General features: G+C 69.7%; 29 protein-coding genes. 20 read left to right on the top strand and 9 right to left on the bottom strand.

From position 1 onward, the window contains the following. The first annotated feature begins 104 nt into the window (after window positions 1-104). From BM199_RS06900 to BM199_RS06880, 5 genes are all read left to right on the top strand, one after another. Window positions 105-1,637 (top strand): bifunctional uroporphyrinogen-III C-methyltransferase/uroporphyrinogen-III synthase, encoded by a 1,533-nt coding sequence (locus BM199_RS06900; protein WP_091671259.1) that lies wholly within the window; start codon window positions 105-107, stop codon window positions 1,635-1,637. Window positions 1,638-1,717: 80 nt separating this feature from the next. Then, window positions 1,718-2,692, top strand: coding sequence for a porphobilinogen synthase (gene hemB, locus BM199_RS06895; protein ID WP_091671257.1), 975 nt, complete (start codon window positions 1,718-1,720; stop codon window positions 2,690-2,692). A 243-nt stretch (window positions 2,693-2,935) separates the two neighbouring features. After that, window positions 2,936-3,460: a hypothetical protein gene (locus BM199_RS06890; RefSeq protein WP_091671594.1), complete on the top strand. Its 525-nt coding sequence runs from the start codon at window positions 2,936-2,938 to the stop codon at window positions 3,458-3,460. Continuing rightward, a complete protein-coding gene (locus BM199_RS06885) occupies window positions 3,457-3,903 on the top strand; it encodes a hypothetical protein (protein WP_091671256.1) in 447 nt (148 codons plus the stop codon). The genes BM199_RS06890 and BM199_RS06885 overlap by 4 nt, the downstream gene beginning before the upstream one ends. Window positions 3,904-3,916: 13 nt before the next feature. Further along, window positions 3,917-4,282, top strand: a complete 366-nt coding sequence (locus BM199_RS06880) for a hypothetical protein (protein WP_091671592.1) — start codon at window positions 3,917-3,919, stop codon at window positions 4,280-4,282. A gap of 27 nt (window positions 4,283-4,309) precedes the next feature. On the opposite strand, the gene BM199_RS06875 is transcribed toward BM199_RS06880, so the two are convergent. Then, window positions 4,310-5,128, bottom strand: coding sequence for an alpha/beta fold hydrolase (locus BM199_RS06875; RefSeq protein WP_245788202.1), 819 nt, complete (start codon window positions 5,126-5,128; stop codon window positions 4,310-4,312). Window positions 5,129-5,293: 165 nt separating this feature from the next. Between BM199_RS06875 and BM199_RS34460 the strand changes: the two genes are divergently transcribed. The 10 genes from BM199_RS34460 to BM199_RS06830 all read left to right on the top strand — a co-directional run bounded on the left by BM199_RS34460 (window position 5,294) and on the right by BM199_RS06830 (window position 14,686). Beyond that, window positions 5,294-5,725, top strand: a complete 432-nt coding sequence (locus BM199_RS34460) for a DUF6597 domain-containing transcriptional factor (protein ID WP_245788201.1) — start codon at window positions 5,294-5,296, stop codon at window positions 5,723-5,725. Next, window positions 5,701-6,129 carry a helix-turn-helix domain-containing protein gene (locus BM199_RS34455; protein ID WP_245788200.1) on the top strand — a complete coding sequence of 143 codons (429 nt, stop codon included), beginning with the start codon at window positions 5,701-5,703 and terminating at the stop codon, window positions 6,127-6,129. The genes BM199_RS34460 and BM199_RS34455 overlap by 25 nt, the downstream gene beginning before the upstream one ends. A gap of 61 nt (window positions 6,130-6,190) precedes the next feature. Continuing rightward, window positions 6,191-7,015, top strand: a complete 825-nt coding sequence (locus BM199_RS06865) for a MerR family transcriptional regulator (RefSeq protein WP_091671253.1) — start codon at window positions 6,191-6,193, stop codon at window positions 7,013-7,015. Window positions 7,016-7,097: 82 nt separating this feature from the next. Further along, complete coding sequence (gene hemL / locus BM199_RS06860; protein WP_091671251.1) at window positions 7,098-8,402, top strand: glutamate-1-semialdehyde 2,1-aminomutase; 1,305 nt, start codon at window positions 7,098-7,100, stop codon at window positions 8,400-8,402. Beyond that, window positions 8,399-9,028, top strand: coding sequence for a histidine phosphatase family protein (locus BM199_RS06855; RefSeq protein WP_091671250.1), 630 nt, complete (start codon window positions 8,399-8,401; stop codon window positions 9,026-9,028). Before hemL ends, BM199_RS06855 begins: the two co-directional genes overlap by 4 nt. Before the next feature lies 1 nt (window position 9,029). Further along, a complete protein-coding gene (locus BM199_RS06850) occupies window positions 9,030-9,650 on the top strand; it encodes a TlpA disulfide reductase family protein (RefSeq protein WP_091671248.1) in 621 nt (206 codons plus the stop codon). A gap of 85 nt (window positions 9,651-9,735) precedes the next feature. Continuing rightward, on the top strand, window positions 9,736-10,509 hold the full coding sequence (locus tag BM199_RS06845) for a cytochrome c biogenesis CcdA family protein (RefSeq protein ID WP_091671247.1): 774 nt from the start codon (window positions 9,736-9,738) through the stop codon (window positions 10,507-10,509). Further along, the gene (gene resB, locus BM199_RS06840; RefSeq protein WP_177242501.1) at window positions 10,506-12,119 is read left to right on the top strand and encodes a cytochrome c biogenesis protein ResB; all 1,614 of its coding nucleotides are present in this window, start codon (window positions 10,506-10,508) and stop codon (window positions 12,117-12,119) included. Before BM199_RS06845 ends, resB begins: the two co-directional genes overlap by 4 nt. Beyond that, complete coding sequence (gene ccsB / locus BM199_RS06835; RefSeq protein ID WP_091671245.1) at window positions 12,119-13,117, top strand: c-type cytochrome biogenesis protein CcsB; 999 nt, start codon at window positions 12,119-12,121, stop codon at window positions 13,115-13,117. Before resB ends, ccsB begins: the two co-directional genes overlap by 1 nt. A 183-nt stretch (window positions 13,118-13,300) precedes the next feature. Then, complete coding sequence (locus BM199_RS06830) at window positions 13,301-14,686, top strand: MinD/ParA family ATP-binding protein (RefSeq protein WP_245788199.1); 1,386 nt, start codon at window positions 13,301-13,303, stop codon at window positions 14,684-14,686. 35 nt (window positions 14,687-14,721) lie between these two features. Here BM199_RS06830 and BM199_RS06825 read toward each other — a convergent pair whose 3' ends face one another. The 3 genes from BM199_RS06825 to BM199_RS35155 form a co-directional block, all read right to left on the bottom strand. Continuing rightward, window positions 14,722-14,904 carry a hypothetical protein gene (locus BM199_RS06825; RefSeq protein ID WP_091671243.1) on the bottom strand — a complete coding sequence of 61 codons (183 nt, stop codon included), beginning with the start codon at window positions 14,902-14,904 and terminating at the stop codon, window positions 14,722-14,724. Window positions 14,905-15,042: 138 nt separating this feature from the next. Beyond that, on the bottom strand, window positions 15,043-15,657 hold the full coding sequence (locus BM199_RS06820) for a glycosyl hydrolase 115 family protein (RefSeq protein ID WP_218160301.1): 615 nt from the start codon (window positions 15,655-15,657) through the stop codon (window positions 15,043-15,045). Window positions 15,658-15,889: 232 nt separating this feature from the next. Continuing rightward, window positions 15,890-15,991 (bottom strand): cellulose binding domain-containing protein, encoded by a 102-nt coding sequence (locus BM199_RS35155; protein WP_218160306.1) that lies wholly within the window; start codon window positions 15,989-15,991, stop codon window positions 15,890-15,892. A gap of 220 nt (window positions 15,992-16,211) precedes the next feature. Here BM199_RS35155 and BM199_RS06805 point away from each other — a divergent pair, with 220 nt between their 5' ends. Continuing rightward, window positions 16,212-17,243, top strand: a complete 1,032-nt coding sequence (locus BM199_RS06805; protein ID WP_091671239.1) for a LacI family DNA-binding transcriptional regulator — start codon at window positions 16,212-16,214, stop codon at window positions 17,241-17,243. A gap of 178 nt (window positions 17,244-17,421) precedes the next feature. Here BM199_RS06805 and BM199_RS06800 read toward each other — a convergent pair whose 3' ends face one another. Next, window positions 17,422-17,634 (bottom strand): BldC family transcriptional regulator, encoded by a 213-nt coding sequence (locus tag BM199_RS06800; protein WP_091671237.1) that lies wholly within the window; start codon window positions 17,632-17,634, stop codon window positions 17,422-17,424. 209 nt (window positions 17,635-17,843) lie between these two features. Here BM199_RS06800 and BM199_RS06795 point away from each other — a divergent pair, with 209 nt between their 5' ends. From BM199_RS06795 to cds1, 3 genes are read left to right on the top strand one after another with little or no spacing between them, the layout of a single operon-like run. Then, window positions 17,844-18,323, top strand: a complete 480-nt coding sequence (locus tag BM199_RS06795; protein WP_091671235.1) for an Lrp/AsnC family transcriptional regulator — start codon at window positions 17,844-17,846, stop codon at window positions 18,321-18,323. Next, window positions 18,316-18,669 carry a DUF4229 domain-containing protein gene (locus tag BM199_RS06790; protein ID WP_091671234.1) on the top strand — a complete coding sequence of 118 codons (354 nt, stop codon included), beginning with the start codon at window positions 18,316-18,318 and terminating at the stop codon, window positions 18,667-18,669. The genes BM199_RS06795 and BM199_RS06790 overlap by 8 nt, the downstream gene beginning before the upstream one ends. Next, window positions 18,666-19,745 carry an L-cysteine desulfhydrase Cds1 gene (gene cds1 / locus BM199_RS06785; protein WP_091671233.1) on the top strand — a complete coding sequence of 360 codons (1,080 nt, stop codon included), beginning with the start codon at window positions 18,666-18,668 and terminating at the stop codon, window positions 19,743-19,745. Before BM199_RS06790 ends, cds1 begins: the two co-directional genes overlap by 4 nt. On the opposite strand, the gene BM199_RS06780 is transcribed toward cds1, so the two are convergent. The 4 genes from BM199_RS06780 to BM199_RS06765 form a co-directional block, all read right to left on the bottom strand. Beyond that, window positions 19,742-20,617 (bottom strand): 1,4-dihydroxy-2-naphthoate polyprenyltransferase, encoded by an 876-nt coding sequence (locus BM199_RS06780; RefSeq protein WP_091671231.1) that lies wholly within the window; start codon window positions 20,615-20,617, stop codon window positions 19,742-19,744. The genes cds1 and BM199_RS06780 overlap by 4 nt on opposite strands. A gap of 52 nt (window positions 20,618-20,669) precedes the next feature. Continuing rightward, on the bottom strand, window positions 20,670-21,887 hold the full coding sequence (locus BM199_RS06775) for a hypothetical protein (protein ID WP_091671229.1): 1,218 nt from the start codon (window positions 21,885-21,887) through the stop codon (window positions 20,670-20,672). Window positions 21,888-22,098: 211 nt separating this feature from the next. After that, window positions 22,099-23,259 carry an o-succinylbenzoate--CoA ligase gene (menE, locus tag BM199_RS06770; RefSeq protein WP_091671228.1) on the bottom strand — a complete coding sequence of 387 codons (1,161 nt, stop codon included), beginning with the start codon at window positions 23,257-23,259 and terminating at the stop codon, window positions 22,099-22,101. A 162-nt stretch (window positions 23,260-23,421) separates the two neighbouring features. Further along, the gene (locus BM199_RS06765; protein ID WP_091671226.1) at window positions 23,422-24,345 is read right to left on the bottom strand and encodes a 1,4-dihydroxy-2-naphthoyl-CoA synthase; all 924 of its coding nucleotides are present in this window, start codon (window positions 24,343-24,345) and stop codon (window positions 23,422-23,424) included. 63 nt (window positions 24,346-24,408) lie between these two features. Between BM199_RS06765 and menD the strand changes: the two genes are divergently transcribed. Beyond that, entirely contained in the window at window positions 24,409-26,094 is a 1,686-nt protein-coding gene (menD, locus tag BM199_RS06760) for a 2-succinyl-5-enolpyruvyl-6-hydroxy-3-cyclohexene-1-carboxylic-acid synthase (protein ID WP_091671225.1), read from the top strand. Window positions 26,095-26,099: the final 5 nt, after the last annotated feature.

Below are 26,099 nucleotides of genomic sequence, written 5' to 3'. Positions count from 1 at the left end.
GCGAGGCGCGAGGTCCGCGCGCATCCGCCAACACCGACGAACACGCCCAGTAGAGATACGGCCGCACGTGATCGCCATGGCCGCTGATGAGGAGAAATACACACATGACCCGCGCACGAAAGACCACGGGGCGAGTCGCCTTCGTGGGCTCGGGCCCCGGGGACGCCGGACTGCTCACTGTCCGCGCCCAGGAGTTGCTGGCCAAGGCCGACCTGGTGGTGACCGACCCGGACGTGCCGTCCGGAGTGCTGACGTTCGCAGGTTCGGCGGCCGAGGTGCGTCCCGCCGTCGGTGAGCCGGGCGACGTAGCAAAGGACCTCGCGGCCGAGGCCAAGGCAGGGAGGCTGGTGCTGCGGCTGATCGCGGGTGACCCGCTGACCCAGCCCGCGGTGGTGGCCGAGGTTCAGGCCGTGTCCAAGACCAGCGCCGTCTTCGACGTGGTGCCGGGGGTGTCGCCGGGTGCGGCAGTGCCCGCCTACGCCGGTGTGGCGCTCGGTGGCACACACACCGAGGTCGACGTCCGCTCCGACGTGGACTGGGGCGCACTCGCGGCGATCCCGGGACCGCTGGTGCTGCACGCGACGTCCAGCCATCTTGCCGAGGCGGCGTCCGCGCTGGTGGACAAGGGCGTTCCGGCCCAGACCCCGGTCGCGGTGACGTCGAACGGCACGATCAACACCCAGCGCACGGTCGACAGCACGCTGGCGACGCTGTCCGCCGACGCCGGCGAGCTGGTGGGGCCGCTGGTCGTGACCATCGGCACGGAGGCGGGCAACCGTTCGAAGCTGTCCTGGTGGGAGTCCCGCGCGCTGTACGGCTGGAAGGTGCTGGTGCCGCGCACCAAGGAGCAGGCCGGTGACATGGCGGATCGCCTGCGCAGCCACGGCGCCACCTCGCACGAGGTGCCGACGATCTCCGTCGAGCCGCCGCGCAGCCCCGCGCAGATGGAGCGTTCGGTCAAGGGTCTCGTCGACGGCCGCTACCAGTGGATCGTCTTCACCTCCACCAACGCGGTGCGCGCGGTGTGGGAGAAGTTCGAGGAGTTCGGCCTGGACGCCCGCGCGTTCTCCGGTGTGAAGATCGCCTGTGTCGGCGAGGCCACCGCGGAGAAGGTCCGTTCCTTCGGCATCATCCCCGAGCTGGTGCCCTCCGGCGAGCAGTCCAGCGAGGGCCTGCTCGAGGAGTTCCCGCCCTACGACGACGTACTCGACCCGGTGGACCGGGTCCTGCTGCCGCGCGCCGACATCGCCACGGAGACGCTGTCCGCCGGCCTGCGCGACCGCGGCTGGGAGATCGACGACGTGACGGCGTACCGCACGGTGCGTGCCGCGCCGCCGCCCGCCGAGACCCGCGAGATGATCAAGACCGGCGGGTTCGACGCGGTGTGCTTCACCTCGTCGTCCACGGTCCGCAACCTCGTGGGGATCGCCGGTAAGCCGCACACCCGCACGCTGGTCGCCTGCATCGGCCCGAAGACGGCCGAGACGGCGACGGAGTTCGGCCTGCGGGTCGACGTCCAGCCGGAGTCGCCGAACGTCATCGCGCTGGTCGACGCGCTCGCCGAGCACGCGGCGCGGCTGCGTGCGGAGGGGGCCCTCCCGCCCCCGCGCAAGGCCAAGCGCGCCCGCCGTTCCTGACGTGTCGCACCGAGGGCCACCCCGCCAACCGCGGGGTGGCCCTCGGTGTGTCCGCACCTGGCCGGAGTACCGTCGCTGGCGTGTTTCCCGAGCATCGCCCGCGGCGTCTGCGGGTCACCCCGGCCATGCGGCGTCTGGTCAGCGAGACGACTGTCCGGCCGCGCCAGCTGATTCTGCCCATGTTCGTCGCCGAGAGCGCCGACTCACCCCGGCCCATCTCCAGCATGCCGGGAGTCGTGCAGCACACCCGTGACTCGCTGCGCGAAGCCGCCGTCGAGGCGGTCGAGGCGGGCGTCGGCGGTCTGATGATCTTCGGCGTTCCCGGCACGCACGACGCCACCGGTTCGGGGGCTGTCGACGAGCAGGGCATCCTCAACGTCGCCCTCCGCGACCTGCGGGCCGAACTCGGCGACGACACCGTGCTGATGGCCGACACCTGCCTCGACGAGTTCACCGACCACGGACACTGCGGTGTGCTGGACGCGCAGGGCCGGGTGGACAACGACGCCACCCTGCAGCGATATGCCGAAATGGCGCTCGCGCAGGCCGAGGCGGGCGCCCACCTGCTCGGGCCGAGCGGCATGATGGACGGTCAGGTCGGCGTCATCCGCCGGGCGCTGGACGACGCCGATTTCGCCGACATCGGCATCTTCGCCTACTCCGCCAAGTACGCCAGCGCGTTCTACGGTCCCTTCCGCGAGGCGGTGGACTCCCAGCTCAAGGGCGACCGCAAGACCTATCAGCAGGACCCGGGCAACGCCCGCGAGGCGTTGCGCGAGATCGAGCTGGACGTCGCCGAGGGCGCGGACATGGTGATGGTCAAGCCGGCGCTGGCGTACCTGGACGTCGTCCGGGCCGCCGCGGAGACGTCACCGGTTCCGGTCGGCGCGTACAACATCTCGGGCGAGTACGCGATGGTCGAGGCCGCTGCCGCGAAGGGCTGGCTGGACCGGGAGCGAACGGTCCTCGAGGTGCTCACGTCGATCCGCAGGGCCGGGGCGGACATGATCCTCACCTACTGGGCGGCCGAAGCCGCCCGCTGGCTCGCCGACTGAGCCCTCCCGCACCAACTTGGAGTGCCTGCAAGTACCTCCAAGCAAGATCGACTTCGTCCATAACTACCCCCAAGCAAGTCGGACGGAACGGCTCGGGTGAGTCCGCTGGGTTGTAGAAAACGGCTAACTTGATCTTGCATGGGCGTACTTGCAGACGCACCAACTACGGGGGTGGGGGACGGTGGCGGGAATGCGTGGCGGTCCTTGACGCCACCACGGTTCCTCGCCGGTAGGGTGCTGCACGTGACTACCCCGGACGAATCGGACGACCAGCGGCGATCCGACGGCCTACCGCCCGCTCCCCGGATGCCCGGTGACGCACCGAGGGTGGTGGATCCGCCGAAGCTGGTGAACATCTCGTTCGGCCTGTGGCTCGCGTCCGGTGCCGCCATGGTTCTCGGATACGTGGTCACGCTGGTCAACAAGGACGCGATCATCGCCCAACTGGTGGAGATCTCCGCGAACGACCAGATCAGCGAGGAACAGATCGCCTCCGGCACCACCAGCTTCCTCTGGGCGGCACTGGTCGGAGCGATCGCCTTCGCGGCGATGTTCGCGCTGTTCGCCTACAAGGCGCGGGAGGGCACCCGATCCGCTCGCACCGTGCTCACCGTGCTGGCGGTGGTCACGATGCTCTTCCAGTTGCTGCTGTTCGGGCACCGGCTGTTCGGCAGCCTCTCCGCATTGCTCGCTGCGGCCGCCGTCGTGCTGCTCTACCTGCCGAGCGTGACCGGCTACTTTCCGAAAATCCCGAAGTCACTGTCATGACCTCGGCAGGCGAGGAGACAGTGCTCTACAAGGAGCCGGGCTCCGGTCCGGCTCCGCTGCTGTGGGGTCCGCTCTTCGCGCTCGTCGGGTTCCTGTCCGAAGTGGTGCTCGGCGGGCCCACCCATCCGCTGGCCTGGACGCTGGTCGGCCTCGCGCTCCTGGCCCTGACGTCGGTGTGGGTGTACGCGCGGCGGCGCTTCCTCGCGGTGCGACTGACGCCGACCACCCTGTGGCAGGGCCGGGAGCCTCTCGCTGTGCAGCGCATCGCCGAGGTGGACGACGTCGGCGCGCCGGTGGGCGCCACCGTGCTCGGCGGCGGCTGGACGGTGCCGCGCAAGTACGACGAACTCCCGCTCCGGCTCGACGACGACTCCGTCGTGCTGGCCTGGGCGATGGACGTCGAGGCACTGCGCTCTGCTCTGCACGAGGCTCGGCGCTCGTGAGATGCTGCACTCCATGACCGAGGTCGCCGCCGAGACGGCAGGCTCCCCAGCGTGGCCGGCGGAACCGCCGCCGCCCAGTGAACGGCTGCACCAGCCGTGGCGGGCGCTCGTCGCGCTCGTCGAGCTGGGGCTGGCCGCCGTCGCGTTCTGGACAGCCACACTGTGCTGGTCGAACGTCGTGCTGCCGGTGGTGCTGCGCCTCTCCGACGGCACTGAGCTGACCTCCACCCGGTTCGAGGGTGACTGGGCCGCGGGAGCCATCGGCCTCGGCGCGCTGGCCTGCCTGCTGGTGGTGGATGCCGTGCGGCAGCTGCTGCTCGCCGTCCGCACCCGCCGCAGGTCGAGCCGGAAGCACCGCAAGAGCAACGCCGCTGGTTGAGGCACGAGCTCGCCGGCCGGTCCAGGGCTACCGCCGGTCCAGGTTCGTGCGGTGGACGAAATCCAGAACCCGTTCGACGATTCGGGCGCGGTCGTCCGGTCGGAGAAACAGGTAATGTCCCGCGTCCGGCAGCGTCTCCACCTCGGCACGAGGTAGCAGGGCGCGAAGGCGGTCCGCCGCCACGCTCGAATCGTGCACGACGCTGCGCGCGCCGAACAGTGCCAGTACCGGCACTGTCACGGACCGGATGTCGTCGTCGGCGGGACAGGTCTGAAAGGGAACCCGCGGTCGGTAAGTGCGTATTCCGGCGAGAACCAGTTGTGCGTCCGGCTGGTCCATGATGTCCTCGCCCGCGGACCAACGCAGGAACCGCCGCCAGATCCAGTCCCTGTCGAGAACCGCACCGAGCACGCCGTACCAGATCGCGGGCCAGGAGAACTTGGCCGTCACGGTGGTGGGGTCGAGCGTGCTGATCGAAGCGATCCTGCCCGGCGCGTGGATCACCTGGTTGAACGCGTGCCACCCGCCGGTGGAACCGCCGACGAGGTGGACGTCGGTGAGCTCCAGGCCGTCAAGTACGTCGTCAAGACAGCGAGCGCGGTCCGGAATGCCGGCGAACGGCTCGGTCTGCACACTGCGGCCTGCCTCGCCGAGCGTGTCGATCACATACACCGGGCGGTGCGCGGCGAACGCGGGTATCAGCGGCGCGTAGCAGGCGGACGTGGCCATGAGGGCGGGCAGCAGCACGATCGGCGGCGCGTCGCCCCGACCGAAGCGGTGTACCCGGGTCGTGCCGTGCCGGGTGCCGATGTCGAGTACGGCATCCGGCACCGGACACTCGTTCATCGCCTTGTCGTACGCCTCGAAATACTGTTTCCGGGCGGCCGGACTTCTGAACTCACCGATATTTTTCACCAGCGAAAACCTCTCTCTTGGGAGAAATTGACGCTACGGATCGTGGGCGATGTTCTCTTGGACGAAAGTAAGATGGCCTGCGTCGGGGGTGAGGCAATGGCCGGCTGGACGCTCGTGGTGTCGCGCCGGGAAGTCGTGCGGGCACCGGCGCAACGCGTCTTCGGCAAGCCGCACCCGCGATTGGCAGGGCACGTACTGACCTACACCGGGCACGACTATCGGTGGATGGATCCGCAGCCATGGCGAATGGCGCCGCTGGGCGCGATCGTGGTGACCATCGACCTCGAGGCACCGCTGGTTCGCCGGTTGCTCGCCCCAGATCCCCGGCAGGGACAGGACCTCCCGATATCGCCGGTGATGGGTCTGCGGGACCGGCCGCTGGTGCTGGAGCAGGCAGGCCCCTCTCGAGGAATCGTCCTCGCGCTGACACCCGTGGGTGCCTACGCCTTGTTCGGCCTGCCCCTACGGGAGCTGGCGAATTCGACATCGGCCTCGCCGACCTGGTGGGCGCCGATGTCCACCTGCTGATCGAACAGCTCGCCGAGTCGCCCGGCTGGACCGCGCGTTTCCGGGTGCTGGACGACTACCTGACCGCCCGTCTCCAGCACGGCCCCACACTGGCCAGGCCGGTGCACGGGGCGTGGCAACGGTTGACGGCCTCGGCCGGACGCCTTCGGATCAGCACGCTCGCCGACGAGATCGGCTGGACCCGTCAGCACCTCAATGTCCGATTCCGTGAGCAGATCGGGCTCACCCCCAAAACCGTGGCGCGCATCGCCCGGCTGCACCGTGCCGCGACCCTCCTGACCACGCCGTCGCCCCCGTCCTGGTCGGACATCGCGCACAGCTGTGGTTACGCGGATCAGGCCCACCTCAACCGCGACTTCCGCACGCTGACCGGCTGCACCCCCACGGAATACGTGTCCCCGTGAAGCATGTGGTGGCGGAGTTCTTGACCCTGACACCATGTGAGGCCGTCAACTCGGAGGCGTCATGTTCACCATCGGAGATTTCGCCAGGCACGGTGGGGTTTCGATCCGGATGCTGCGGCACTACGACGCGATCGGCCTGCTCCGGCCGGCCAGGGTCGACCCGTACAGCGGCTACCGCTACTACGGGGCAGGTCAGCTGACGCGGCTGAACCGCATCGTCGCGCTCAAGGAGCTCGGCTTCACTCTCGAACAGGTGCGGAACCTGCTCGACGAGCAGATCGGCGTCGAACGACTGCGCGGGATGCTGACGCTGCGGCGGGCAGAACTCGAAGCGGCACTGGCGGCCGACACGGCGCGACTGAACCAGGTCGAGGCGAGGCTCCGAACGATCGAGAGCGAGGGCAGCATGCTTGCCAACGACGTCGTACTCAAGAGCATCCCGGCCACCACGGTGGCCGAACTGACCGATATCGCCGCCGATCTCCGGCCCGAGGACATCGGGCCGGTCGTCCAGCCCCTGTGTGCTGAGCTGTTCCGGCGGCTGGAAGCCGCGGAGATCACCCCCAGCGGCCCGCTGACCTGCTATTACGAGCGGACCTCCGAGACGGACGGCAAGGTCGTGGTGCACGCGGCGATTCCGGTGGCCGGTGCGATCGACGACCCCAACGGCCTGACGATCACCACCCTCCCGGGCGCCGACAAGGCGGCCGTCCTCGTGCACCGTGGGTCGATGGACAACTGCATGCCGAGCTGGCAGGCGATGGCCAGGTGGATCGAGGACAACGGGTACACCTCGACCGGCTTTCCGCGTGAGGTCTACCTGGGATGTCCCGCCGATCCGGACGAGTGGGTCACGGAGCTGCAGGAGCCGGTCACGCCGGTGTGACGGATGCCTCGTCGGTCCGGCAGCCCCGCACCCGCGACGGCTGCCGGGCACGGTCGTCCCGGGATTTGCGAGACTGGGTGTCGTGACACAGCCAGTTGATGAGTCCAAGGCATGGTTCGAGCGCGCGAGCGTCGCCACGCCCGGCGGGGTCAACTCGCCGGTGCGGGCGTTCAACTCGGTCGGCGGCACCCCCCGTTTCATGGCGGCTGGTGACGGCGCCTACCTGACCGACGTGGACGGCAACCGGTATGTCGACCTGGTGTCGTCCTGGGGTCCGATGATCCTCGGGCACGCGCACCCGCAGGTCGTCTCCGCCGCCCGCGCGGCGGCGTCGGAGGGCCTTTCGTTCGGCACCCCGACCGTCGGTGAGGTGGAGCTGGCCGAGGAGATCATCGAACGGGTGGACCCCGTCGAGCAGGTCCGGCTGGTGAACTCCGGCACCGAGGCGACGATGAGCGCCATCCGCCTGGCCAGGGGTTTCACCGAGCGCAGCAAGATCATCAAGTTCGCTGGCTGCTACCACGGTCACGTGGACGCGCTCCTCGCGCAGGCCGGTTCCGGTGTGGCGACACTGGGTCTGCCGACCTCGCCCGGCGTCACCGGCGCCCAGGCGGAGGACACCATCGTCCTGCCCTACAACGACATCGAGGCCGTTCGGCAGACCTTCGCCGACGCGCCGGACACGATCGCGGCGATCATCACCGAGGCCGCGGCGGGCAACATGGGCGCGGTCGCGCCGGACGCCGACTTCAACGCCGCTCTGCGCGACATCGCGCACGAGCACGGCGCGCTGCTGATCATGGACGAGGTGATGACCGGATTCCGGGTCTCCCGCAGCGGCTGGTTCGGGCTGGAACGGGTCGCGGGCGACCTCTACACCTTCGGCAAGGTCATGTCCGGTGGGCTGCCTGCCGCCGCGTTCGGCGGGCGCGCCGACGTGATGGCCAGGCTGGCGCCGACCGGCCCGGTCTACCAGGCCGGCACGCTGTCCGGGAATCCCGTGGCCGTCGCCGCGGGCCTCGCCACGCTGCGTGCCGCCGACGAGTCCGTGTACCGCGCGCTGGACGCCAACTCCCAGCGGCTCGGCGCGCTGCTGGGCGAGGCGCTGACCGCCGAGGGCGTCCCGCACACCGTGGCGTACGCGGGCAACCTCGTGAGCGTGTTCTTCCGTGAGGAGCCGGTGCGCAACTACCACGACGCCGCCACGGCGCGCACCGACTGCTTCCCGCCGTTCTTCCACGCCCTGCTCGAACGTGGGGTGTACGCCCCGCCGAGCGCGTTCGAGGCGTGGTTCGTCAACGCCGCCATGGACGATGACGCGTTCGAGGCCATCGAGGCCGCGCTACCGTTCGCGGCCCGCGCCGCGGCGCAGGTCGTGCAGGCATGACGACGACTATCGTCCACGTGCTGCGGCACGGCGAGGTGCACAACCCGGACGGAATCCTCTACGGCAGGTTGTCCGGTTTCGGACTGTCGGAGACCGGGCGCAAGCAGGCCCTGTCCGTGGCGGAGGCGCTGTCCGGGCACCAGCTCGTGCGTGTCGTCGCCTCCCCGTTGCAGCGGGCGCAGGAGACCGCGGCCCCCATCGCTGCCGCACACCGGCTCGACATCGCCACGGACGACCGGCTGATCGAGGCGGACAACCGGTTCGAGGGCCTTCGAGTCTCGGTGGGCGACGGCGTGCTGCGTCAGCCGAGGCACTGGTCGAAGCTGCACAACCCGCTGAAGCCGTCATGGGGTGAGCCCTATGCCGAGATCGCGCAACGGATGCTCGGCGCCGTGCACGCGGCTCGCGCCGAGGCCGAGGGGTACGAGGCGCTGTGTGTCTCGCACCAACTGCCGGTCTGGACGCTGCGCCGGTACCTGGAGGGCCGTCCGCTGTGGCACGACCCGCGCAGACGGCAGTGCTCGCTGGCCTCGCTGACCAGCTTGGTCTTCGAAGGTGAAACGCTGGCCGACATCGTCTACAGCGAACCCGGCGGAACCACCGACCCGAGCAAGACAGGTGCCTGAGATGGGTTTTGCAGGGGCACGAAGGGCGGCAGCGGCACTGTGTGCGGCCGCACTGGTGCTGACCGGCTGCACTTCCGGGGATGACGCCGTGTCCCGCGGCAGCACGTTCGAGTTCGTCTCACCGGGCGGCAAAGTGGACATCTTCTACGACGATCCGGACCGGCAATCGCTGGAAATCTCGGGCGAGGACCTGTTCAACGAGGGGCAGCAGATCTCCACCGCGGACTTCGCCGGCGAGGTGGTCGTCATCAATCTGTGGGGTCAGTGGTGCGGGCCGTGCCGGACCGAGGCGCCGGAGATGCAGAAGGTCTACGAGCAGACCAAGGACGACGGCGTGCGAGTGCTGGGGATCGATCTGCGGGACCCGGACCGGCAGGCGCCGATCGACTTCATGCGCGATCGGAACCTGACCTACCCGTCGATCTACGACCCGGCGGGGCGGACGCTGCTGAAGTTGTCCGGCTATCCGCGCAACTTCGTGCCCTCGACGATCGTGCTGGATCGGCAGCACCGGGTGGCCGCGGTGTTCCTGCGGGAACTGCTGGCGGAGGACCTGCTCCCGGTGGTCCAGCGCCTCGCCGCCGAACCGCAGGCCGCTGCCGCCGCGCCCGCGAGCCGCTGAGGCCGCGCGCCGGCAGCTGTGACCGGGCTCCTGCTGGCCACCACCCTCAGCGCCTCACGTCGTTCACACTCCTTACCCTGATCGTGTGGATCCCGTAACCGAGCTGGCGACCTCAGGGCCGCTGTTGCTCGCGGCCGGGGTGGCGCTGCTCGCCGGGACGATCTCCTTCGCCTCACCGTGTGTGGTGCCGCTCGTGCCGGGTTATCTCGCCTACCTCGCTGCCCTGGTCGGCGCGGACGCGCCCGCCGTCAACGAGGACGAGGGGCGCAAGCAGGGCAGGTACGCCGTGCTGGGTGCGACCGCGTTGTTCGTGCTGGGGTTCACCGTCGTCTTCGTCGCGGGTGTCGGCACCCTCGTCTGGCTCGCCGACGCCCTGCTCGTCAACCAGGACGTCCTGCAACGTGTCGGCGGAGTGCTGACCATCGCGATGGCGCTGGTGTTCCTCGGCCGGTTCCGGTTCATGCAACGCGAGGTTCGTGGCCATCACGTGCCGCGTGGCGGCCTGTGGGGTGCGCCCGTGCTCGGGGCCGTCTTCGGTCTCGGCTGGACGCCGTGCATCGGCCCGACGCTCTCCGGGGTTCTCGCGATCGCGACCGCCAGCGGCAGCAGCGGGGCCCGCGGGTTCCTGCTCGTGCTGGTCTACTGCCTCGGACTGGGACTGCCGTTCCTGCTCATCGCGCTCGGTGCCCGCTGGGCCGTGCGCGCCACCGACTGGCTGCGCCGCAACGGCAGGCGGGTGCAACTCGCCGGAGGCGGTCTGCTGCTGGTGGTCGGCATCATGCTCGTCACCGGGCTGTGGGGCGAGATGGTGGCGTGGATGCGCGACGCGTTCATCTCGGATGTGGAGCTGCCGCTGTGACCGCTACCGAGGCACCTCCCGCCGGGCCGCGCAAGCCCTACCGGCAGACGCCCGCGCGGCGCGCGTTCGCCTTCGTCCGCAACACCTGGCGCGGGCTCACCTCGATGCGCACGGCGCTGATCCTGCTGTTCCTGCTCGCGCTGGCCGCGATGCCCGGCGCGCTGCTGCCGCAGCGCTCGCTCAACCCGCCGAAGACCGAGGAGTACATCGCCGCCTACGGCTGGTGGGGTGAGCTGCTGGACCGGCTGCAGTTCTTCGACGTCTACAGCAGCGTCTGGTTCTCGGCGATCTACCTCCTGCTGATGGTGTCGCTGGTCGGCTGCCTCGCACCGCGCAGCCTGGAGTACGTCCGCTCCATGCGGGCCAAGCCGGTGCTCACCCCCCGCAACCTCGCCCGGATGCCGCACCACCAGCGGGCCGAGGTGACGGCCGAGCCCGCCGACGTGCTCACCGCTGCCCGTTCCCGCCTCCGTGGCTGGCGGATCATCGAGCGTGCGGAGGCAGGCGGCGCGCGCAGTATCAGCGCCGAACGCGGCTATCTGCGCGAGACCGGCAACCTGGTGTTCCACTTCGCGATGCTCGGCCTGATCGTCGCGTTCGCGCTGGGCAAGATGTTCTCCTACGAGGGCCAGGTCATCGTGCAGGCGGACGGCCAGCCGTTCTGCAACTCCGGCATCCTCAACTACGACTCGTTCAATCCCGGCCTACAGGTCGACGGCACCCAGCTGAACCCGTTCTGCCTGCGGGTCAACGGCTTCGCCGCCGAGTACACGGAGAACAACCAGCCGAACCACTACGAAGCCGACCTGGAGTACCAGTCCGGGCCCGATCTGGAGACCGGCACCTGGCGGCCGTACAACCTGGAGGTCAACGAACCGCTGCGCACGGCGGGGGACCGGGTCTACCTGCTCGGCCACGGCTTCGCGCCGACCTTCACCGTCACGTTCCCGGACGGCAGCGTGCGGACCCAGACCATCCAGTGGCGGCCGATGGACCAGACCACCCTGCTGTCCGAAGGCGCGACCAAATTCGATCCACCCGGTGTGACCGACCCGGTGCAGCGCCGCGAGCAGCAACTGGCGATCACCGGGCTGTTCGCCCCGACCGCGTTCCTGCACGGCAAGGTGCTCAGTTCGGCCGGGCCGCAGCTCGACGACCCCGCCGTCGCGGTCGACGTCATGAAGGGTGACCTCGGCATCGACTCCGGTCGGGGCCAGTCGATCTTCGAGGTCGATCAGTCGATGGTGGACCAGGGCAGGCTGGAGCGGGTGGCACGGGAGAACCTGGAACTCGGCGAGAAGCTCACGCTTGACGACGGCACCACGGTCAGCTTCGACGGCGTGCAGCGATGGGTCTCCCTGCAGGTTTCGCACGACCCCACCCAGGTCTGGGTGCTCGGCTTCGCGGTCGCGATGCTGATCGGGCTGGCCGGCTCACTGCTGGTCAAGCGGCGCAGGCTGTGGGTCCGTGTGGCCCCTGCCGAGTCCGCCGCCGATCAGCGGCTTACCGTGGTAGACATCGGCGGTCTGGCCAGGACGGATCAGGCCGGGTACGGCGAGGAGTTCAACCGGATCGCAGCCGGACTGCTGCGCGAGGCAAGGAAACACTGATGCCGGTCAACGAGACACTGTCGCAGTTCAGCGACTGGTCCTACACCACAGCGGTCGTCGTGTACGTGCTCGCGATGATCTTCTTCCTGGTCGAGCAGTCGTTCGGGCGCAAGGGCACCCAGGGCGCCGAACGCACCCGGGTACGCGCCGCCGAACTCGTCGGCGCGGGCGGACCGCCGTCGACGACCGCCGCCGAGCCCCCTGCCGGGAGCGCGGGACCCACCCCGGCAGGGCGGGAGCGCAGCCGGGCCGAGCGCTTCGGCCGCATGGGCGTGGCGCTGACCGTGCTCGCTGTCCTGCTCCACCTGAGTGCGCTGGTGCTGCGCGGGCTCTCCGCGAACCGGGTGCCGTGGGGCAACATGTACGAGTACACGATGGCGATCTGCCTGGTGGCGGTCGTGACCTGGCTCGTCGTGCTGCGCCGCTCGCCGGTGCGCCACCTCTCGGCGTTCGTGCTGCTGCCCGTCGTGATTCTGATGTTCGTCGGCGGCACCATGCTCTACGCCGAGTCCGCCCCGGTGCAGCCCGCGTTGCAGTCGTACTGGCTGGTCATCCACGTCTCGGCCGCGGCCGCGTCCTCCGGTGTGTTCCTCGTGCCCGGTGTGGCGAGCGTGCTCTACCTGATCCGGTCACGGCACGAGAAGGACCCGCAGAAGTTCGCCCGGTTCGGGCCCAGGCTGCCCGCGCTCGACGTGCTCGATCGCGTCGCGTACCGCACGACGGTGTTCGCGTTCCCGGTTTTCACCTTCGGTGTGCTGTGCGGTGCGGTGTGGGCCGAGGCCGCGTGGGGCCGGTTCTGGGGCTGGGACCCCAAGGAGACCGTGGCGTTCATCGCCTGGGTGGTCTACGCCGCCTACCTGCACTCACGGGCCACGGCGGGCTGGCGCGGCAACCGCGCCGCGGTGATCAACGTGATCGGCTTCGCCATGACGGTGTTCAACCTGTTCTTCGTCAACCTGGTCACGACGGGATTGCATTCCTACGCAGGGGTGGGGTAGTGCACCTGCGTTCGACCCTCGGCCGTCCTGCGACTACCGTCGCCCGTGAGAGAGCGTCTGAGAGCTGATCACGGCAAATGCTCTGCGCGAACCCGGGGTGATCGCGTCGCGGGTTCTCGGACAGGCACTGATGGCGCTGGGGACGTGCGCGTCCTGCGACAAGCACAGGAGGATGGCAGAGCGGTGACCGGACCCAACGAAGACCCGGCTGACGGCTACACCGGGGACCAGGAAGGACTGGCCGCCGAGACGCCGACGCAGTGGCACAATCCGCAGGCGGAGCAGGACCAGGGGGCTGCGGCGGGGTTCTCCGAGGAGAGTACCGACTCGACCCCGCATCCGGCCGCGCAGGCGAACCCGTCGGTCTCGGGGCCACACCAGGTGCCGCCGAACCCGAGTACCTCGGGGCCCTATCAGGTGCCGCCGCCGTCGCCGGATCCCGCGCAGCCCAGTTACTACACCGAGGCCACGCCGTCCGGTCCGCAGCAGCAGCCCGCCTACCACCACGGCTACGACCCGAATCTGCCGCCGCTGCATCCGCCGCAGTACCAGCAGTACCAGCAGCAGGCCCCGAACGCGGGGCAGTACGCCGTCCCGCCGATGCCGGGTCAGCAGCAGGTGGGCAGGCACGCGCTGACGGGCGGCAACGATCTGACCTCGGCGCACCTGGTCAAGCGGATGAAGCGGCGCCCGCAGACGGGCTGGCGCAAGGCCATCTTCGTCGGCAGCGGTGGGCTCATCAATCCGGGCGAGAGCCCGGCCGACCGGCGCAAGCGCGAACTGATCTCGCGGGTCAACCAGCCGCTGCGCGGGTGCTACAAGATCGCGATGCTGAGCCTGAAGGGCGGGGTGGGCAAGACCACGACCACGACCACGCTCGGTTCCACCTTCGCTTCCCTGCGCGGGGACCGGGTGGTGGCGGTGGACGCCAACCCCGACAGGGGGACGCTGTCGCAGAAGATTCCGATCGAGACCACGGCCACGGTGCGGCACCTGCTGCGGGACGCGGACAAGATCACGCGCTACAGCGACGTCCGCTCGTACACCTCACAGGGTGCCAGCAGGCTGGAGATCCTGGCCAGTGAGCAGGACCCCGCGGTGTCCGAGGCGTTCTCCGAGGATGACTACCGGCGCACGGTCAACCTGCTGGAGCACTTCTACAACATCGTCCTCACCGACTGCGGCACCGGACTGATGCATTCGGCGATGAAGGGCGTGCTCGACGTCGCCGACGCGCTCGTGATCGTGTCGTCGGGTTCCGTGGACGGTGCCCGCAGCGCGTCGGCCACGCTCGACTGGCTGGATGCTCACGGCTACGGCGACCTGGTGAAACGTTCCGTAGCGGTGATCAACTCGGTGCGGCCGAAGGGCGGCTCGGTCGATCTCGAGAAGCTGGCCGCGCATTTCGGCGCGCGGACGCGGGGAGTGTGCAAGATTCCGTTCGATCCGCATCTGGAAGAGGGCGCGGAGATCGAACTGGATCGCCTGGACGCGGGTACCAGGCTGGCACTGCTGGAACTGGCCGCGACGGTGGCCGACGGTTTCCCGAACGACCGCACAGTTCGTTAGCGGGGATCCCAGGCGGTAGTCCTGGGATCTCGTCGCTACTTCTCGTCTTCGCGCCGCCGCTTGCGCTGTTCCTCGGCAAGCTTGCGCAGGAAGTCCGGGTCGTCGTCGGGTGCGGTCGGCGCCTGTCGGGTCGGCACGCCGACACGTTCGGCACCGAACGCCCGCCACAACAGTACGGCGATGGTCAGTGCGCCGATCACCGCGAGCAGGTAGATCATTGCCCGCTCCTTCCGTCGTGGTGTGCGAGGTGTCTCCCACGAGGTTAACCCTTTTGTCGCGATATGGGGTCACCGGTCTGCCGACTGTGTCTTCGAGCGGAGTTTCGGAAGCTCTCACTGACCCCGCTGACTGGCCGGTCACCAGCGTGGATGGGTGTGGTGGCTCTCCGGCGAACCCAGGTAGCCGGGTTTCAGTCCACCCGGGTCAACCACGATTTTCTGCGTCACCACCGTCGGGTCGACCATCCAGATCTTCAGTGGGTGCTCGCCCCGGCCGACCGTGTGTGCCGTGACCGTGCGGTTGACGTTGTCGGAGGTGTTGCGCTGCCACTGAACGGGTTGAACGTCGTCATCGTGTTCTCCGCGGCCGGGGGCAACCGCCGTGGGAGTCCGGCTGGCCGCGGTGACCCCGCGCCCGTGCGGCCGAGGCCCGGAATCCGCTTCCACCGCACGCCGTTGGCGTTCACCCTGCCCTCGGGTTGTCCACAATGGCCCGGGGTGGATGTCGTAGCGGAACGGCCGCGATCCCCGGTTGAACACCTCGATGTACTGCTCCGGCTGGCTCTGCTCGGGCAGCTTGCACATGTTGTCCCGGTACCGCTGCACCGCCTTGTAGAGGGTCTGTACCTGAGGAATCTCGGCGATGTCGACGTCCAGCACCTCGTCGAGAACCGCGCGCTGACTGTCCAAAATATTCCGCATCAGCTCGATGCCGCCGCCGTAGGACAGGCTGACGTCACCGACGCCGAGCATGACCACACCCTCGAAATATCCAGACCGACTCGGCGTTCGGCCACGGGGATGACCCGGGAGTCCACGCCAAGCAAGCGTTCGACCAGCGCGTCGCATTCTTCGGTGACACGTAGCGGGCAAGCAGCACACGCCGGTCCTCGATGCACACGGCAATACGCCGCCAGCCGGAAACTCATCCACGCACAGTTTGGATCCGAGCCGCGACTTTTCCCACCTGCCGGTCATTCCCCGGTCAGCCGCAGCGTGCTCCGTTCAACGTGCACTCCGCCGGGACAGGATTCGCGCCGGTCCACGTCCCCTGGAAACCGAAGGTCGCGGAGCCACCCGGGGGCAGGCTGCCGTTTCAGGCCACATTCCTGGCTGTGACGGCTTTCCCGTCCTGGCTCAGCTGCGCGTTCCTGGCCTGCCCGACCCGCTGGAATCCGCTTGCCCACTGACTCCGGACCCGGGAGGACACCGCGGCCAACGGCTCACACTCCGTCTTCTCGTGAGCGTTCCCAGTACGATGATTTCGCACCATGGGAACCACGCGCGCCGATCGAGGAGTGTGCCGTATGCCGAGCTCGAGCCGGGTCCGAACGGCTGGACGGCCGACGCTTGAGCAGGTCGCCGCCGAGGCGGGTGTCTCCCGCGGCACGGTGTCCCGGGTGATCAACGGATCGCTAGAAGTGAGCGAGAGCAAGCTCAAGGCCGTCCAGGATGCGATCCGAAAGCTCGGCTATGTTCCCAACCAGGCAGCGCGCAGTCTCGTGACGAGGCGTAGCGACACCGTGTTGTTCGTGGTGTCGGAGTCGGAGGAACGGGTGTTCAGCGAACCGTTCTTCGCCTCGCTCGTCCGGGGGCTCAGCCAGGAACTGTCCTCCACCCCCCTGCAGCTGAACATGATGATGGCGAGCACCGCGCGACAGCACGAGCGGGTGGAGCAGCTCGTGCGCAACGGCCACGTCGACGGTGTGGTGTTGATTTCCCTGCACGGTGACGATCCGTTGCCGCGCAATCTGGTGGCGGCAGGCGCGCCGGTGGCGCTGATCGGCAGGCCGATGTCCGGCATGGACGGTGTTCCCTTTGTGGATGCCGACAATCTGGCGGGAGCACGGGCCGCGACCGAGTACCTGTACCAGCAGGGCCGCCGCCGGTTCGGGACGATCACCGGCACGCAGGACATGGCAGCGGGCATCGACCGCCTCATGGGTTACCGCTCGGCATTGAAGGGGCGGCGCGGTGTGACCAGGCTGGTGGCGCAGGGTGACTTCGGCAAGCCGAGCGGCGAGCGGGCCATGCGCGAACTGCTCGAGGAGGATCCCGAGATCGATGCGGTGTTCGCCGCGAGCGACCTGATGGCCGCCGGCGCGCTGCGGGTGCTCCGTGCCGAGGGCCGCCGCGTGCCGGACGATGTGGCCCTGATCGGCTTCGACAACTCGGACGTGGCGCGCAACACCGACCCGGCGCTGACCAGTGTGAGCCAGCCGGTGCACGAGATGGGCAGGGAGCTCGTCCGACTGCTGGTCACCCAGATCGAACGGCCAGGACAGGCGCTCGCGCCGGTGATCCTGCCAACCGAACTCGTGCGCCGTGAGTCGGCCTGACCGCAGCTCCTGACCGCCAGCGCTGCGCCGCGGACAGGCCGTCTCCGCGGCGCCTCGCGGTGACGCGAGCGAGCGCGGCTTTCGTGCTCTACGCCCTTGGCGTCGGCTCGCTCGCTGTGCTGGTCCGGCGCGCTCCGCGGCGCAGCGCGGTGACGCGAGCGAGCGCGGCTTTCGTGCTCTACGCCCTAGGCGTCGGCTCGCTCGCGTCGGTGGTCAGCTCGGCCAGCAGTTCGTTCACCTCGGCCTCGCGGAACCGGCGGTGCCCACCGGGAGTGCGGATCGACCCGATCCTGCCCGCGGTGGCCCAGCGGGTCACGGTCTTCGGGTCAACTCGGAACAACGCGGCGACCTCACCAGGTGTGAGCAGCCGTCCGCCCATGGTCGCGGTCATTTTTCCGCCTCCTTCACGCGCTGCCTGCTAGACCTACGGACACCTTCGGCCATTCGGTCGAAGGTCCAGGTCTCCAACAAGGGCAATCGTTGCATCTCACCCGTCGGGTACTCGAACGGTTGTCGGAGAGTAAAGAGGTAGTAATGGGACAAATCGCCCCGGTGTTGGCGCGTACTGCCCACCGCCGCGCCGGTGGTTAGAGTGGGCTGGTGGATCAGCTGGACCGCAAGATCATCGCCGAGCTGCGGCTCAACGGCAGGGCCACCTACGCGGAGCTCGGCCGCACGGTGGGGCTCTCGCCGTCATCGGTGCACGAGCGGGTCGGCAAGCTCGAGGCCGCCGGCGTCATCACCGGCTATCACGCCGTGGTCGATCCGGGCACCGTCGGCCTCGGCGTCACCGCGCTGGTCGGCATCCAGCCCACCGACACCGCCACCGACGACGACGTGGCCGAAGCGCTCGGCCAGCTCGCCGAGGTGGAGAGCTGCTACGCGGTAGCGGGGGACGAGGCCTTCGTCGTCAAGGTCCGCGTGGCTACCGTCGACGAACTCGAGCGCACCCTCGGCAGGCTGCGCCGCATCGGTGGCGTCGCCCGCACCCACACCACGGTGGTGCTCTCCACCCGCTTCGAGGGCCGTCCCAACAATGCCGTTCTCATCGAGCGCGTAGCCTCTGCAGACCGTGAGTGAATCCCCAGCCGAGCAGCGAGACGCCCCCGGTCACCTCGCCCGCGACCTCACGCTGTACATCCTCGCCCGCTTCGTACTGATCGCGGTGGTGGCGGGGATTCTCGTGCTGGTCGATGTTCCCCTGCTGGTCGCACTGGCCGTCGGCACCGTCGTCGGCCTGCCGCTCGGCCTGCTCCTGTTCCGTCGCCTCAACGGCCGCGTCACCGCGGGGCTCGCCGCCCGCAACGAGCATCGCGCCAGGCAGCGTGCGCAGCTACGGGCCGAACTCCGAGGTGAGACGGTGCCAGAGGAAGCCGAGGACGAGACGTCCGAAGTTCCCGCCGAGGACCGGGAGCAGGAGAAGTGAGCCAGCCAGCCAGGGCCTGGGTGCGCGAGGCCGTCCGAATCATCGAGGCCGACGCGAACCGCAGCGCGGACACGCATCTGCACGTCTTCCCGCTTCCGCCGGACTGGGGCATCGACCTTTACCTGAAGGACGAATCGGTGCATCCGACCGGCTCGCTCAAGCACCGGCTCGCGCGTTCGCTGCTGCTCTACGGCCTGGTCAACGGCCAGATCGGTCCGGACACCGTGCTGATCGAGGCCTCCAGCGGATCCACCGCGGTGTCCGAGGCGTACTTCGCGCGAATGCTCGGCCTCGATTTCGTGACCGTCGTACCGCGAAAGACCAGCCAGGAGAAGGTCGCCCTCATCGAGTTCTACGGCGGTCGTTGCCACTTCGTGGACACACCGCCGGAGATGTACACCGAGGCCGAGCGCCTGGCCGCCGAGTGCAACGGGCATTACCTCGACCAGTTCACCTTCGCCGAGCGGGCAACCGACTGGCGGGGGAACAACAACATCGCGGAGTCGGTGTTCGCGCAGCTTCGTTCGGAGCGGCATCCGGTGCCGTCCTGGATCGTCGTCGGCGCGGGAACGGGCGGCACCAGCGCGACCTTCGGCCGCTACGTTCGCTACCGCCGCCACACCACCAAGATCGCGGTCGCCGACCCGGAGAACTCCTCGTTCTTCGGGGCCTGGCAGACCGGCGCGATGGACTATTCCACCGGGATGCCGTCCCGGATCGAGGGGATAGGGCGACCGAGGGTGGAGCCGTCGTTCGTGCCCGGCGTGATCGACGAGATGTTCCAGATCCCCGACGCCGCTTCCATGGCCGCCATCCGGCTGCTGCGGGAGCGGACCGGGCACTGGGCAGGCGGGTCGACGGGCACGAATCTCTGCGGCGCCTTCCAGCTGATCGCCCGGATGTTGGCGATGGGCCAGACCGGCAGCGTGGTCACCCTGCTGTGCGACGGCGGTGACCGCTACGCCCACACCTATTACGACGACGACTGGCTGGCCGAGCAGCAGCTCGACCCCGCGCCGTACCGGGAGGCGATGGAACGCTTCCTGGCCACCGGCACGTGGTCGGGCCAGTACTAGCCGGCCAGCACCAGCCCCAACGCAGTGAGCACCGACCAGGCCAGCATCGCCATGCCGGTGTCGCGCAGCGCGGGGATGAGGCCTGGCCCGGTGGCGCCGCCCGTCACGGCGCGCACCGGCTTCAGCAGGGGCACCGCCGCGAGCAACGCGGGCAGCACCAGCGGGAACGCCGGAGCCAGTGCGACGGTGATCAGGAACGGCACCAGTGCCAGCCCGAGATAGAGCCTGCGGGTGCCCGCGTCGCCGAGGCGCACCGCCAGCGTCCGCTTGCCCGAGGTCGTGTCGGTGGGGATGTCCCTGAGGTTGTTGGCGGTGAGCACCGCGGTGGAGAAGCTGCCGATGGCGACGGCGCCGCCCAGCGCCGCCCAGCTCACCGTGCCCGCCTGGACGTACACGGTCCCCAGCACCGCGGCGAGTCCGAAGAAGACGAACACCGCGATCTCGCCGAGGCCCGCGTAGCCGTAGGGCCGCCTGCCGCCGGTGTAGAACCAGGCTCCCGCCAGGCACGCGGCGCCGCCCGCGAGCAGCCACCAGCGACCGGTCGCGGCGACCAGCGTCAGGCCGAGGACCCCCGCGACACCCAGCGACACCAGCGCGGCCGTCAGCACGGCGCGGGGCCGGGCGACACCCGAGCCGACCAGCCGCAGCGGACCAACCCGTTCGGTGTCGGTGCCCCGAATGCCGTCCGAGTAGTCGTTGGCGAAGTTCACGCCGACGATCAGGGCCAGCGCCACCAGCAGCGCGAGCAGCGACTGCCACCAGGAGAACGCCCCCAGCTGCGCCGCGGCGCCCACACCGGCCAGCACCGGCGCCACCGCGTTGGGCAGGGTCCGTGGCCGGGCACCCTCGATCCATTCCGTCACCGTCGCCATGGCGATCATTCTTCCCATGGCGACGGCGGGTGCCCGCCACGGCCTCCCGCGATCAGCAGGCGCTGGGTGCGGAGCCGACCTTGACGTAGGCGCGGGCGACGTACTTGCCGCTCGCCAGCCGGTACCAGAGGTTCGAGGTCCCCTGGGTTCCCGAGACACTGTCGCCGGTCACCTGGCACTCGATCCGCACCTGCGCGTACTTGGCTGCCAGGCCCACCTGGGCGGCTGAGTTCTTCGGCCCGGAGCGGACGTTCAGCGGGGTGCTCGCGGTCGCGATCGTGCCCCACGGGCCGGATCCGGTCCATTCGTAGGTCACGTTGACCCAGGCGTTGTCGGAGAGCTTGAGCCCGTCCCAGAACGTGCCGTCGGCCAGGTCGATCCCGGCCGGGTTGGCCACCTTGCGGCCGAACTGGTCCTTACCCCCGTTGTAGCCGTCCTGATAGGCGGCCTGCGCCTGCGGCTTGCCCTGCGGCAGGTCGGTCCACTGTTCCCGGTCGGCGTTCCAGTAGTCGTCCTTGGTGTTCCACGGCCCGACGTCCCACACCGGGGCCCATTCGCAGCGCGCGTTGTTCGAGGTGCACACCTGCACCGTGTAGTTGCCGCTGTTCTTGTTCGCGAGGCCGCGGCGGGAGGGCAGTGCGACGAAGTGGTCCCGCTTGACGATGACGTGGCCATTCGCGGTGGTGCCCCCGACGAGTCCCTCCCGCGTGGCGAAGACCCGGTAGGTGGACGCGGCGGCCTGCACCGACTGGGTCGCGGTTGCGCCCTCGGCGTTCCATGCCGTCAGATCGATCCGCCGGACGTGTGCGCCGGGCGTGCCTTCCGGCGTGATCAGCACCAGACGTGCCTGCACCGACGATGTCGATTCCGGCAGCACCGCGGCGGCGTCCGGAGTCACTTCCGTCCACTCGCTCCACATGCCGTCCGCCCGCTGGCCGCGGACATCCAGCGCGGCCTGAGCGGTGTCCGGGATCTTCGCGTCCAGTTCGGCCGCGACCGTGTTGACCGGCGACTTCAGCCGCTCGACGTCGAACACCTCGATCGATGTGAGTTCCGCGCGTTCCGCGCTGGCGAACGTGCCGCTGGCGGTCGCGTCGTAGCGGGGCTCGGACGGGGTGATGGACCAGGTCAGCGTGCCGCTGGCCGGTATGGTCGGGTCCGCCCCGGCTGGCGCGGCCAGCGCCGTGGCGCCGATCGCCGCCGTTGCGACGGCGGCCGCCACCGCTGTCCACCCTGGACGGCGTCTTGACTCGATTCTCGTAGACGTCATGGTGCGTCTCCTTCGGCAGGGCCACGGAGCGACCTCCCGCCGGCCGCTACAGGGCCGCACCCCACCTGGCTAGGGAGAGCCAAAACCGAACGTGGTGATCTGTCAACCAACCGTGTGAAAGAGGACGAAAATTACCGACTATCGTCGCCCACCAGAATGATGAGGGCGGAGCGCGACTGCTGCAACTGGGCGATGCACGGCGCGCCGCTCCTCACCCAGCGAGTCGGTCCCGGACGGCGTTGCGATCGACCTTGCCGGGGCCGCGCAGCGGCAGCTCCGCGGTGAACTCCAGCCGCTTGGGCACCGCGGCGGCTCCGAGTTCGGCCCGCACGCCGGCCAGCAACCGGGAGCGCAGCTCGTCACCGCCGGCCGAGTTCCCGACCGGCACGACGACAGCGGCGATCGACTCGCCCCACTCCGCGTCCGGCAGGCCGACCACGCAGGCGGTCGCCACACCCGGATCGGCCGTCAGCACCCGTTCCACCGTGGCCGCGGCGATCTTGACGCCACCGGTGTTGATCACGTCATCGGCGCGGCCCAGTACCTCGAGCCTGCCGTCCTCGTGCAGTCGCCCGAGGTCACTGGTGCGGAACCAGCCTCCGGTGAAGGCCGCGGCCGTGAGGTCGGGGCGCAACCGGTAGCCGTGCGAGAGCATCGGTCCGGCCAGCTCCACCCGACCCGTCGGATCGAGCCGCACGCGTACCCCGGTCAGCGGCACTCCGTCGTAGACACATCCGCTGGCCGTCTCGCTCATGCCGTACGCGCCGATCACGCTGACTCCGGCCCAGAGAGCCGCGTCCCGCAGGCGGGGGTCCAGCGCCGCGCCACCGAGAACGATCGCGTCGAACCCGGCGGCGGCACGGGCCGCCGCGCCGCCCGCCCGCAACAGCCGGGCGAGCTGCGTCGGCACGAGCGCCGTGTAGTGCGGCCCCGGCAGCCGCAGGTGTGCTTCGGCCGCCTCGGCGAAGGCGTCGGGATGAAAGCCCGACGACGTGTCGAGGACGGTGGGCTCGTGCCCGGCCAGCAGCCCGCGCACGAGCACCTGCAGTCCGCCGACGTAGTGCGCCGGGGTGGCGAGCAGCCAGCGCCCCGGTCCGCCGAGGCGCTCGAGGGTGGCGGTGGCGGACGCGGTGAGCGCGGCGGCGGACAGCAGCACACCTTTGGGTGTGCCGGACGAGCCCGACGTCGGCACGATCACCGCCGTCGACGGCTCCACCGGTGTCTGCGGTTCCATCGCGTCGCGGATCGTGGCGGAGCCGGGAGAACGCGAGTCGAGCGGCAGGACCACCGGGCCGCCGTCGAGGGCGGCCGCCAGCGCCGTCAGCAGCTCGCCGACGGACTCCGGCCCGCCGTCGATCCACACCTCGTGCACCCGTGCCTCCTCCCGTGCCCAGTGCCCTGTCCCAGGTGACGCACTTTCCCGGGAAAGTGCGTTACCTGCACGCGCAAGGTTCGCACTTTCCCGGGAAAGTGCCGCCGGACGGGCCCCTGGCCTTGGCGACGCTCGCACTTTCCCGGGAAAGTGTGGTCACGGTCAGTAGTAGTACGGGTAGGCCGACCAGTCGGGGTCCCGCTTGCCGAGGAAGGCGTCCCGGCCCTCGACGGCCTCGTCCTGCATGTAGGCGAGACGGGTGGTTTCCCCGGCGAACAACTGCTGCCCGACGAGCCCGTCGTCGATCAGGTTGAACGCGTACTTCAGCATCCGCTGGGCGGTCGGCGACTTGCCGTTGATCTCCCAGGCCCAGCGCAGTGCCTCGGCTTCCAGTTCGGCGTGCGGGACGGCCGCGTTCACCGCGCCCATCGCCTTCGCCTCCTCCGCGCTGTACTCGCGCCCGAGGAAGAAGATCTCCCGCGCCACCTTCTGCCCGACCTGCCTGGCCAGGTAGGCGGAGCCGTAACCGCCGTCGAACGAGCCGACGTCGGCGTCGGTCTGCTTGAACTTGCCGTGCTCGGCCGAGGCCAGTGTCAGGTCACACACGACGTGCAGAGAGTGACCGCCGCCTGCCGCCCAGCCGGGCACCACCGCGATCACCACCTTCGGCATGAATCGGATCAGCCGCTGGACCTCGAGAATGTGCAGCCGACCTGCACGTGCGGGGTCAACCGTGTCGGAGGTCTCCCCGTCCGCGTACTGATAGCCGGACCGACCGCGAATACGCTGGTCACCACCAGAACAAAAAGCCCATCCGCCGTCCCGTGGCGATGGGCCGTTACCGGTGAGCAGGACGCAGCCGACGTCCGAGCTCAGCCGGGCGTGGTCCAGCGCCCGGTAGAGCTCGTCGACGGTGTGCGGGCGGAAGGCATTACGCACCTCGGGACGGTCGAACGCGATCCGCACCACGCGTTTGCCGGATCGTTGTTCGGTCGAACGGTGGTAGGTGATGTCGGTGAAGTCGAAACCTTCGATTTCGCTCCATTGGGCGGGGTCGAACAGCGCAGAAATCTGGACGTCATCCACGTTTGGGAGAATAGGTCTCGTGACGATGACCAGTACGACGACACCAGTGGTTGGAGTTGCCTGGTGAATCCGTCCACCGCGCAGGCCAGGGTCATCGTCGACGAACTCGTCCGCAACACCGTGTCCCACGTGGTGCTCTGTCCCGGCTCCCGCAACGCCCCGCTCTCGCTGGCGCTCTACGAGGCCGCCTCGGCCGGGAAGCTGCGCCTGCACGTGCGGATCGACGAGCGCGGTGCGGCCTTCCTCGCCCTCGGCATCGCCGCCCGCACCGGCCGTCCCGTCGCCGTGATGTGCACCTCGGGCACGGCCGCGGCCAACTTCCACCCGGCCGTGCTGGAGGCCGACCGTGCGGGCGTCCCGCTGATCGTGCTCACCGCGGACCGGCCGCCGGAGCTGCGGGCCGCGGGCGCCAACCAGGTCATCGACCAGCACCAGCTCTACGGCGGCGCCGTGCGGTACTTCGACGAACTGGCCGTCGCCGAGCGCAGGGCCGGGCAGAACTCGTACTGGCGCAGCCAGATCTGCCGGGCCTGGAACGCCGCGTACGGGGAGTGGCGGTGCGGGCCGGTGCACCTCAACGTGCCGTTCCGGGAGCCGTTGGTGCCCGACACCGGCCCCGACGCCGACGAGTGGTTCGAGTCGCTGGAAGGCCGCGCGGGCGGCGCGCGCTGGACGGAGCTGCCCGACTTCGGCGCGCTGCCCGCGTTCGTCGTGCCCTCGGCCAGACACGGACTGGTGATCGCCTGCGACGCCGGCGTGCGGGCGGCCAGCGAGTGGGCCGAGCAGCACGGCTGGCCGGTCGTTTCGGAGACCGGCGGCCTCGGACTCGGCGGCGCGACCGCGATGGGCTCGGGGGCCTGGCTGCTCGGCATCGAGGAGTTCATCGCCGAGCACAAGCCCGAGCAGGTGCTCTGCATCGGCCGCCCGACTGTGTTTCGCCAGGTCCAGGGCCTGTTGTCCGACCCGGACGTCGAGGTCCTGCTCGTCCGGCCCGACTCGGACTGGCCCGCGCCCGCGCACAACGTGCGGCAGGTGGGGCAGTGGTTCGACGAGCCGACCAAACCCGCCGACCCCGAGTGGCTGGCCCGATGGCAGCGCGCGGACGCCGCGGCGGGCGTGGCCGTGCGGGACGCACTCGCCGAGGAGCCGTGGCCGAGCGGGCTGGCACTGGCAGCCGAACTGGTCGACGCACTGCCGGAGGACTCGCTGCTGGTCGTCGGCTCGTCCAACCCCACGCGCGACGTCGCACTCGCCGCCGGCATCCGGCCGGACGTGCTGGTGCACCGCAACAGGGGCGTCGCGGGCATCGACGGCACGGTGTCCACCGCCATCGGCGCCGCCACCGTGCACCGGGGACACTCCTACGCGCTGATCGGCGACCTGACCTTTCTGCACGACGCCAACGGCCTGCTCACCGGTTCGGCCGAGCAACGCCCCGACCTCACGATCGTGGTGCTCAACGACGACGGCGGCGGCATCTTCTCGCTGCTGGAACAGGGCGCGCCGGAACACGGCGCGAGTTTCGAGCGGGTGTTCGGCACGCCGCACGGAGCGGATCTCGGCGCGCTGTGCGCGGCCTACCGGGTGCCGCACTCCGTCGCGGCCACCCGCACGGAACTGCGCGCCGCGCTGCGCCCAGAGCCGGGGCTGCGGATCGTGGAGGTGCGGGTCGACCGCTCCAGGCACCGTGACCTGCACGCCCGGGTACGGGCAGCCGTTGCCAGGGATGTCGCGGGCAACGGCCGGTAACTCGT

It is taken from the genome of Amycolatopsis marina (assembly GCF_900111885.1).
Classification (GTDB): Bacteria; Actinomycetota; Actinomycetes; order Mycobacteriales; family Pseudonocardiaceae; genus Amycolatopsis; species Amycolatopsis marina.
The sequence above is the reverse complement of the archived record's forward strand: the minus strand, read 5'-3'. Positions and strand labels throughout refer to the sequence as shown.

Bases quoted from the DNA above. Each gene is read 5' to 3' on its own strand.
- BM199_RS06900 (WP_091671259.1), top strand. From the start codon at position 105: ATGACCCGCGCACGAAAGACCACGGGGCGAGTCGCCTTCGTGGGCTCG.
- BM199_RS06885 (WP_091671256.1), top strand. From the start codon at position 3,457: ATGACCTCGGCAGGCGAGGAGACAGTGCTCTACAAGGAGCCGGGCTCC.
- BM199_RS06880 (WP_091671592.1), top strand. From the start codon at position 3,917: ATGACCGAGGTCGCCGCCGAGACGGCAGGCTCCCCAGCGTGGCCGGCG.
- BM199_RS06875 (WP_245788202.1), bottom strand. From the start codon at position 5,128: ATGAACGAGTGTCCGGTGCCGGATGCCGTACTCGACATCGGCACCCGG.
- BM199_RS34460 (WP_245788201.1), top strand. From the start codon at position 5,294: ATGGCCGGCTGGACGCTCGTGGTGTCGCGCCGGGAAGTCGTGCGGGCA.
- BM199_RS06865 (WP_091671253.1), top strand. From the start codon at position 6,191: ATGTTCACCATCGGAGATTTCGCCAGGCACGGTGGGGTTTCGATCCGG.
- BM199_RS06855 (WP_091671250.1), top strand. From the start codon at position 8,399: ATGACGACGACTATCGTCCACGTGCTGCGGCACGGCGAGGTGCACAAC.
- BM199_RS06850 (WP_091671248.1), top strand. From the start codon at position 9,030: ATGGGTTTTGCAGGGGCACGAAGGGCGGCAGCGGCACTGTGTGCGGCC.
- ccsB (WP_091671245.1), top strand. From the start codon at position 12,119: ATGCCGGTCAACGAGACACTGTCGCAGTTCAGCGACTGGTCCTACACC.
- BM199_RS06825 (WP_091671243.1), bottom strand. From the start codon at position 14,904: ATGATCTACCTGCTCGCGGTGATCGGCGCACTGACCATCGCCGTACTG.
- BM199_RS06820 (WP_218160301.1), bottom strand. From the start codon at position 15,657: ATGCTCGGCGTCGGTGACGTCAGCCTGTCCTACGGCGGCGGCATCGAG.
- BM199_RS06805 (WP_091671239.1), top strand. From the start codon at position 16,212: ATGCCGAGCTCGAGCCGGGTCCGAACGGCTGGACGGCCGACGCTTGAG.
- BM199_RS06800 (WP_091671237.1), bottom strand. From the start codon at position 17,634: ATGACCGCGACCATGGGCGGACGGCTGCTCACACCTGGTGAGGTCGCC.
- BM199_RS06780 (WP_091671231.1), bottom strand. From the start codon at position 20,617: ATGGCGACGGTGACGGAATGGATCGAGGGTGCCCGGCCACGGACCCTG.
- BM199_RS06775 (WP_091671229.1), bottom strand. From the start codon at position 21,887: ATGACGTCTACGAGAATCGAGTCAAGACGCCGTCCAGGGTGGACAGCG.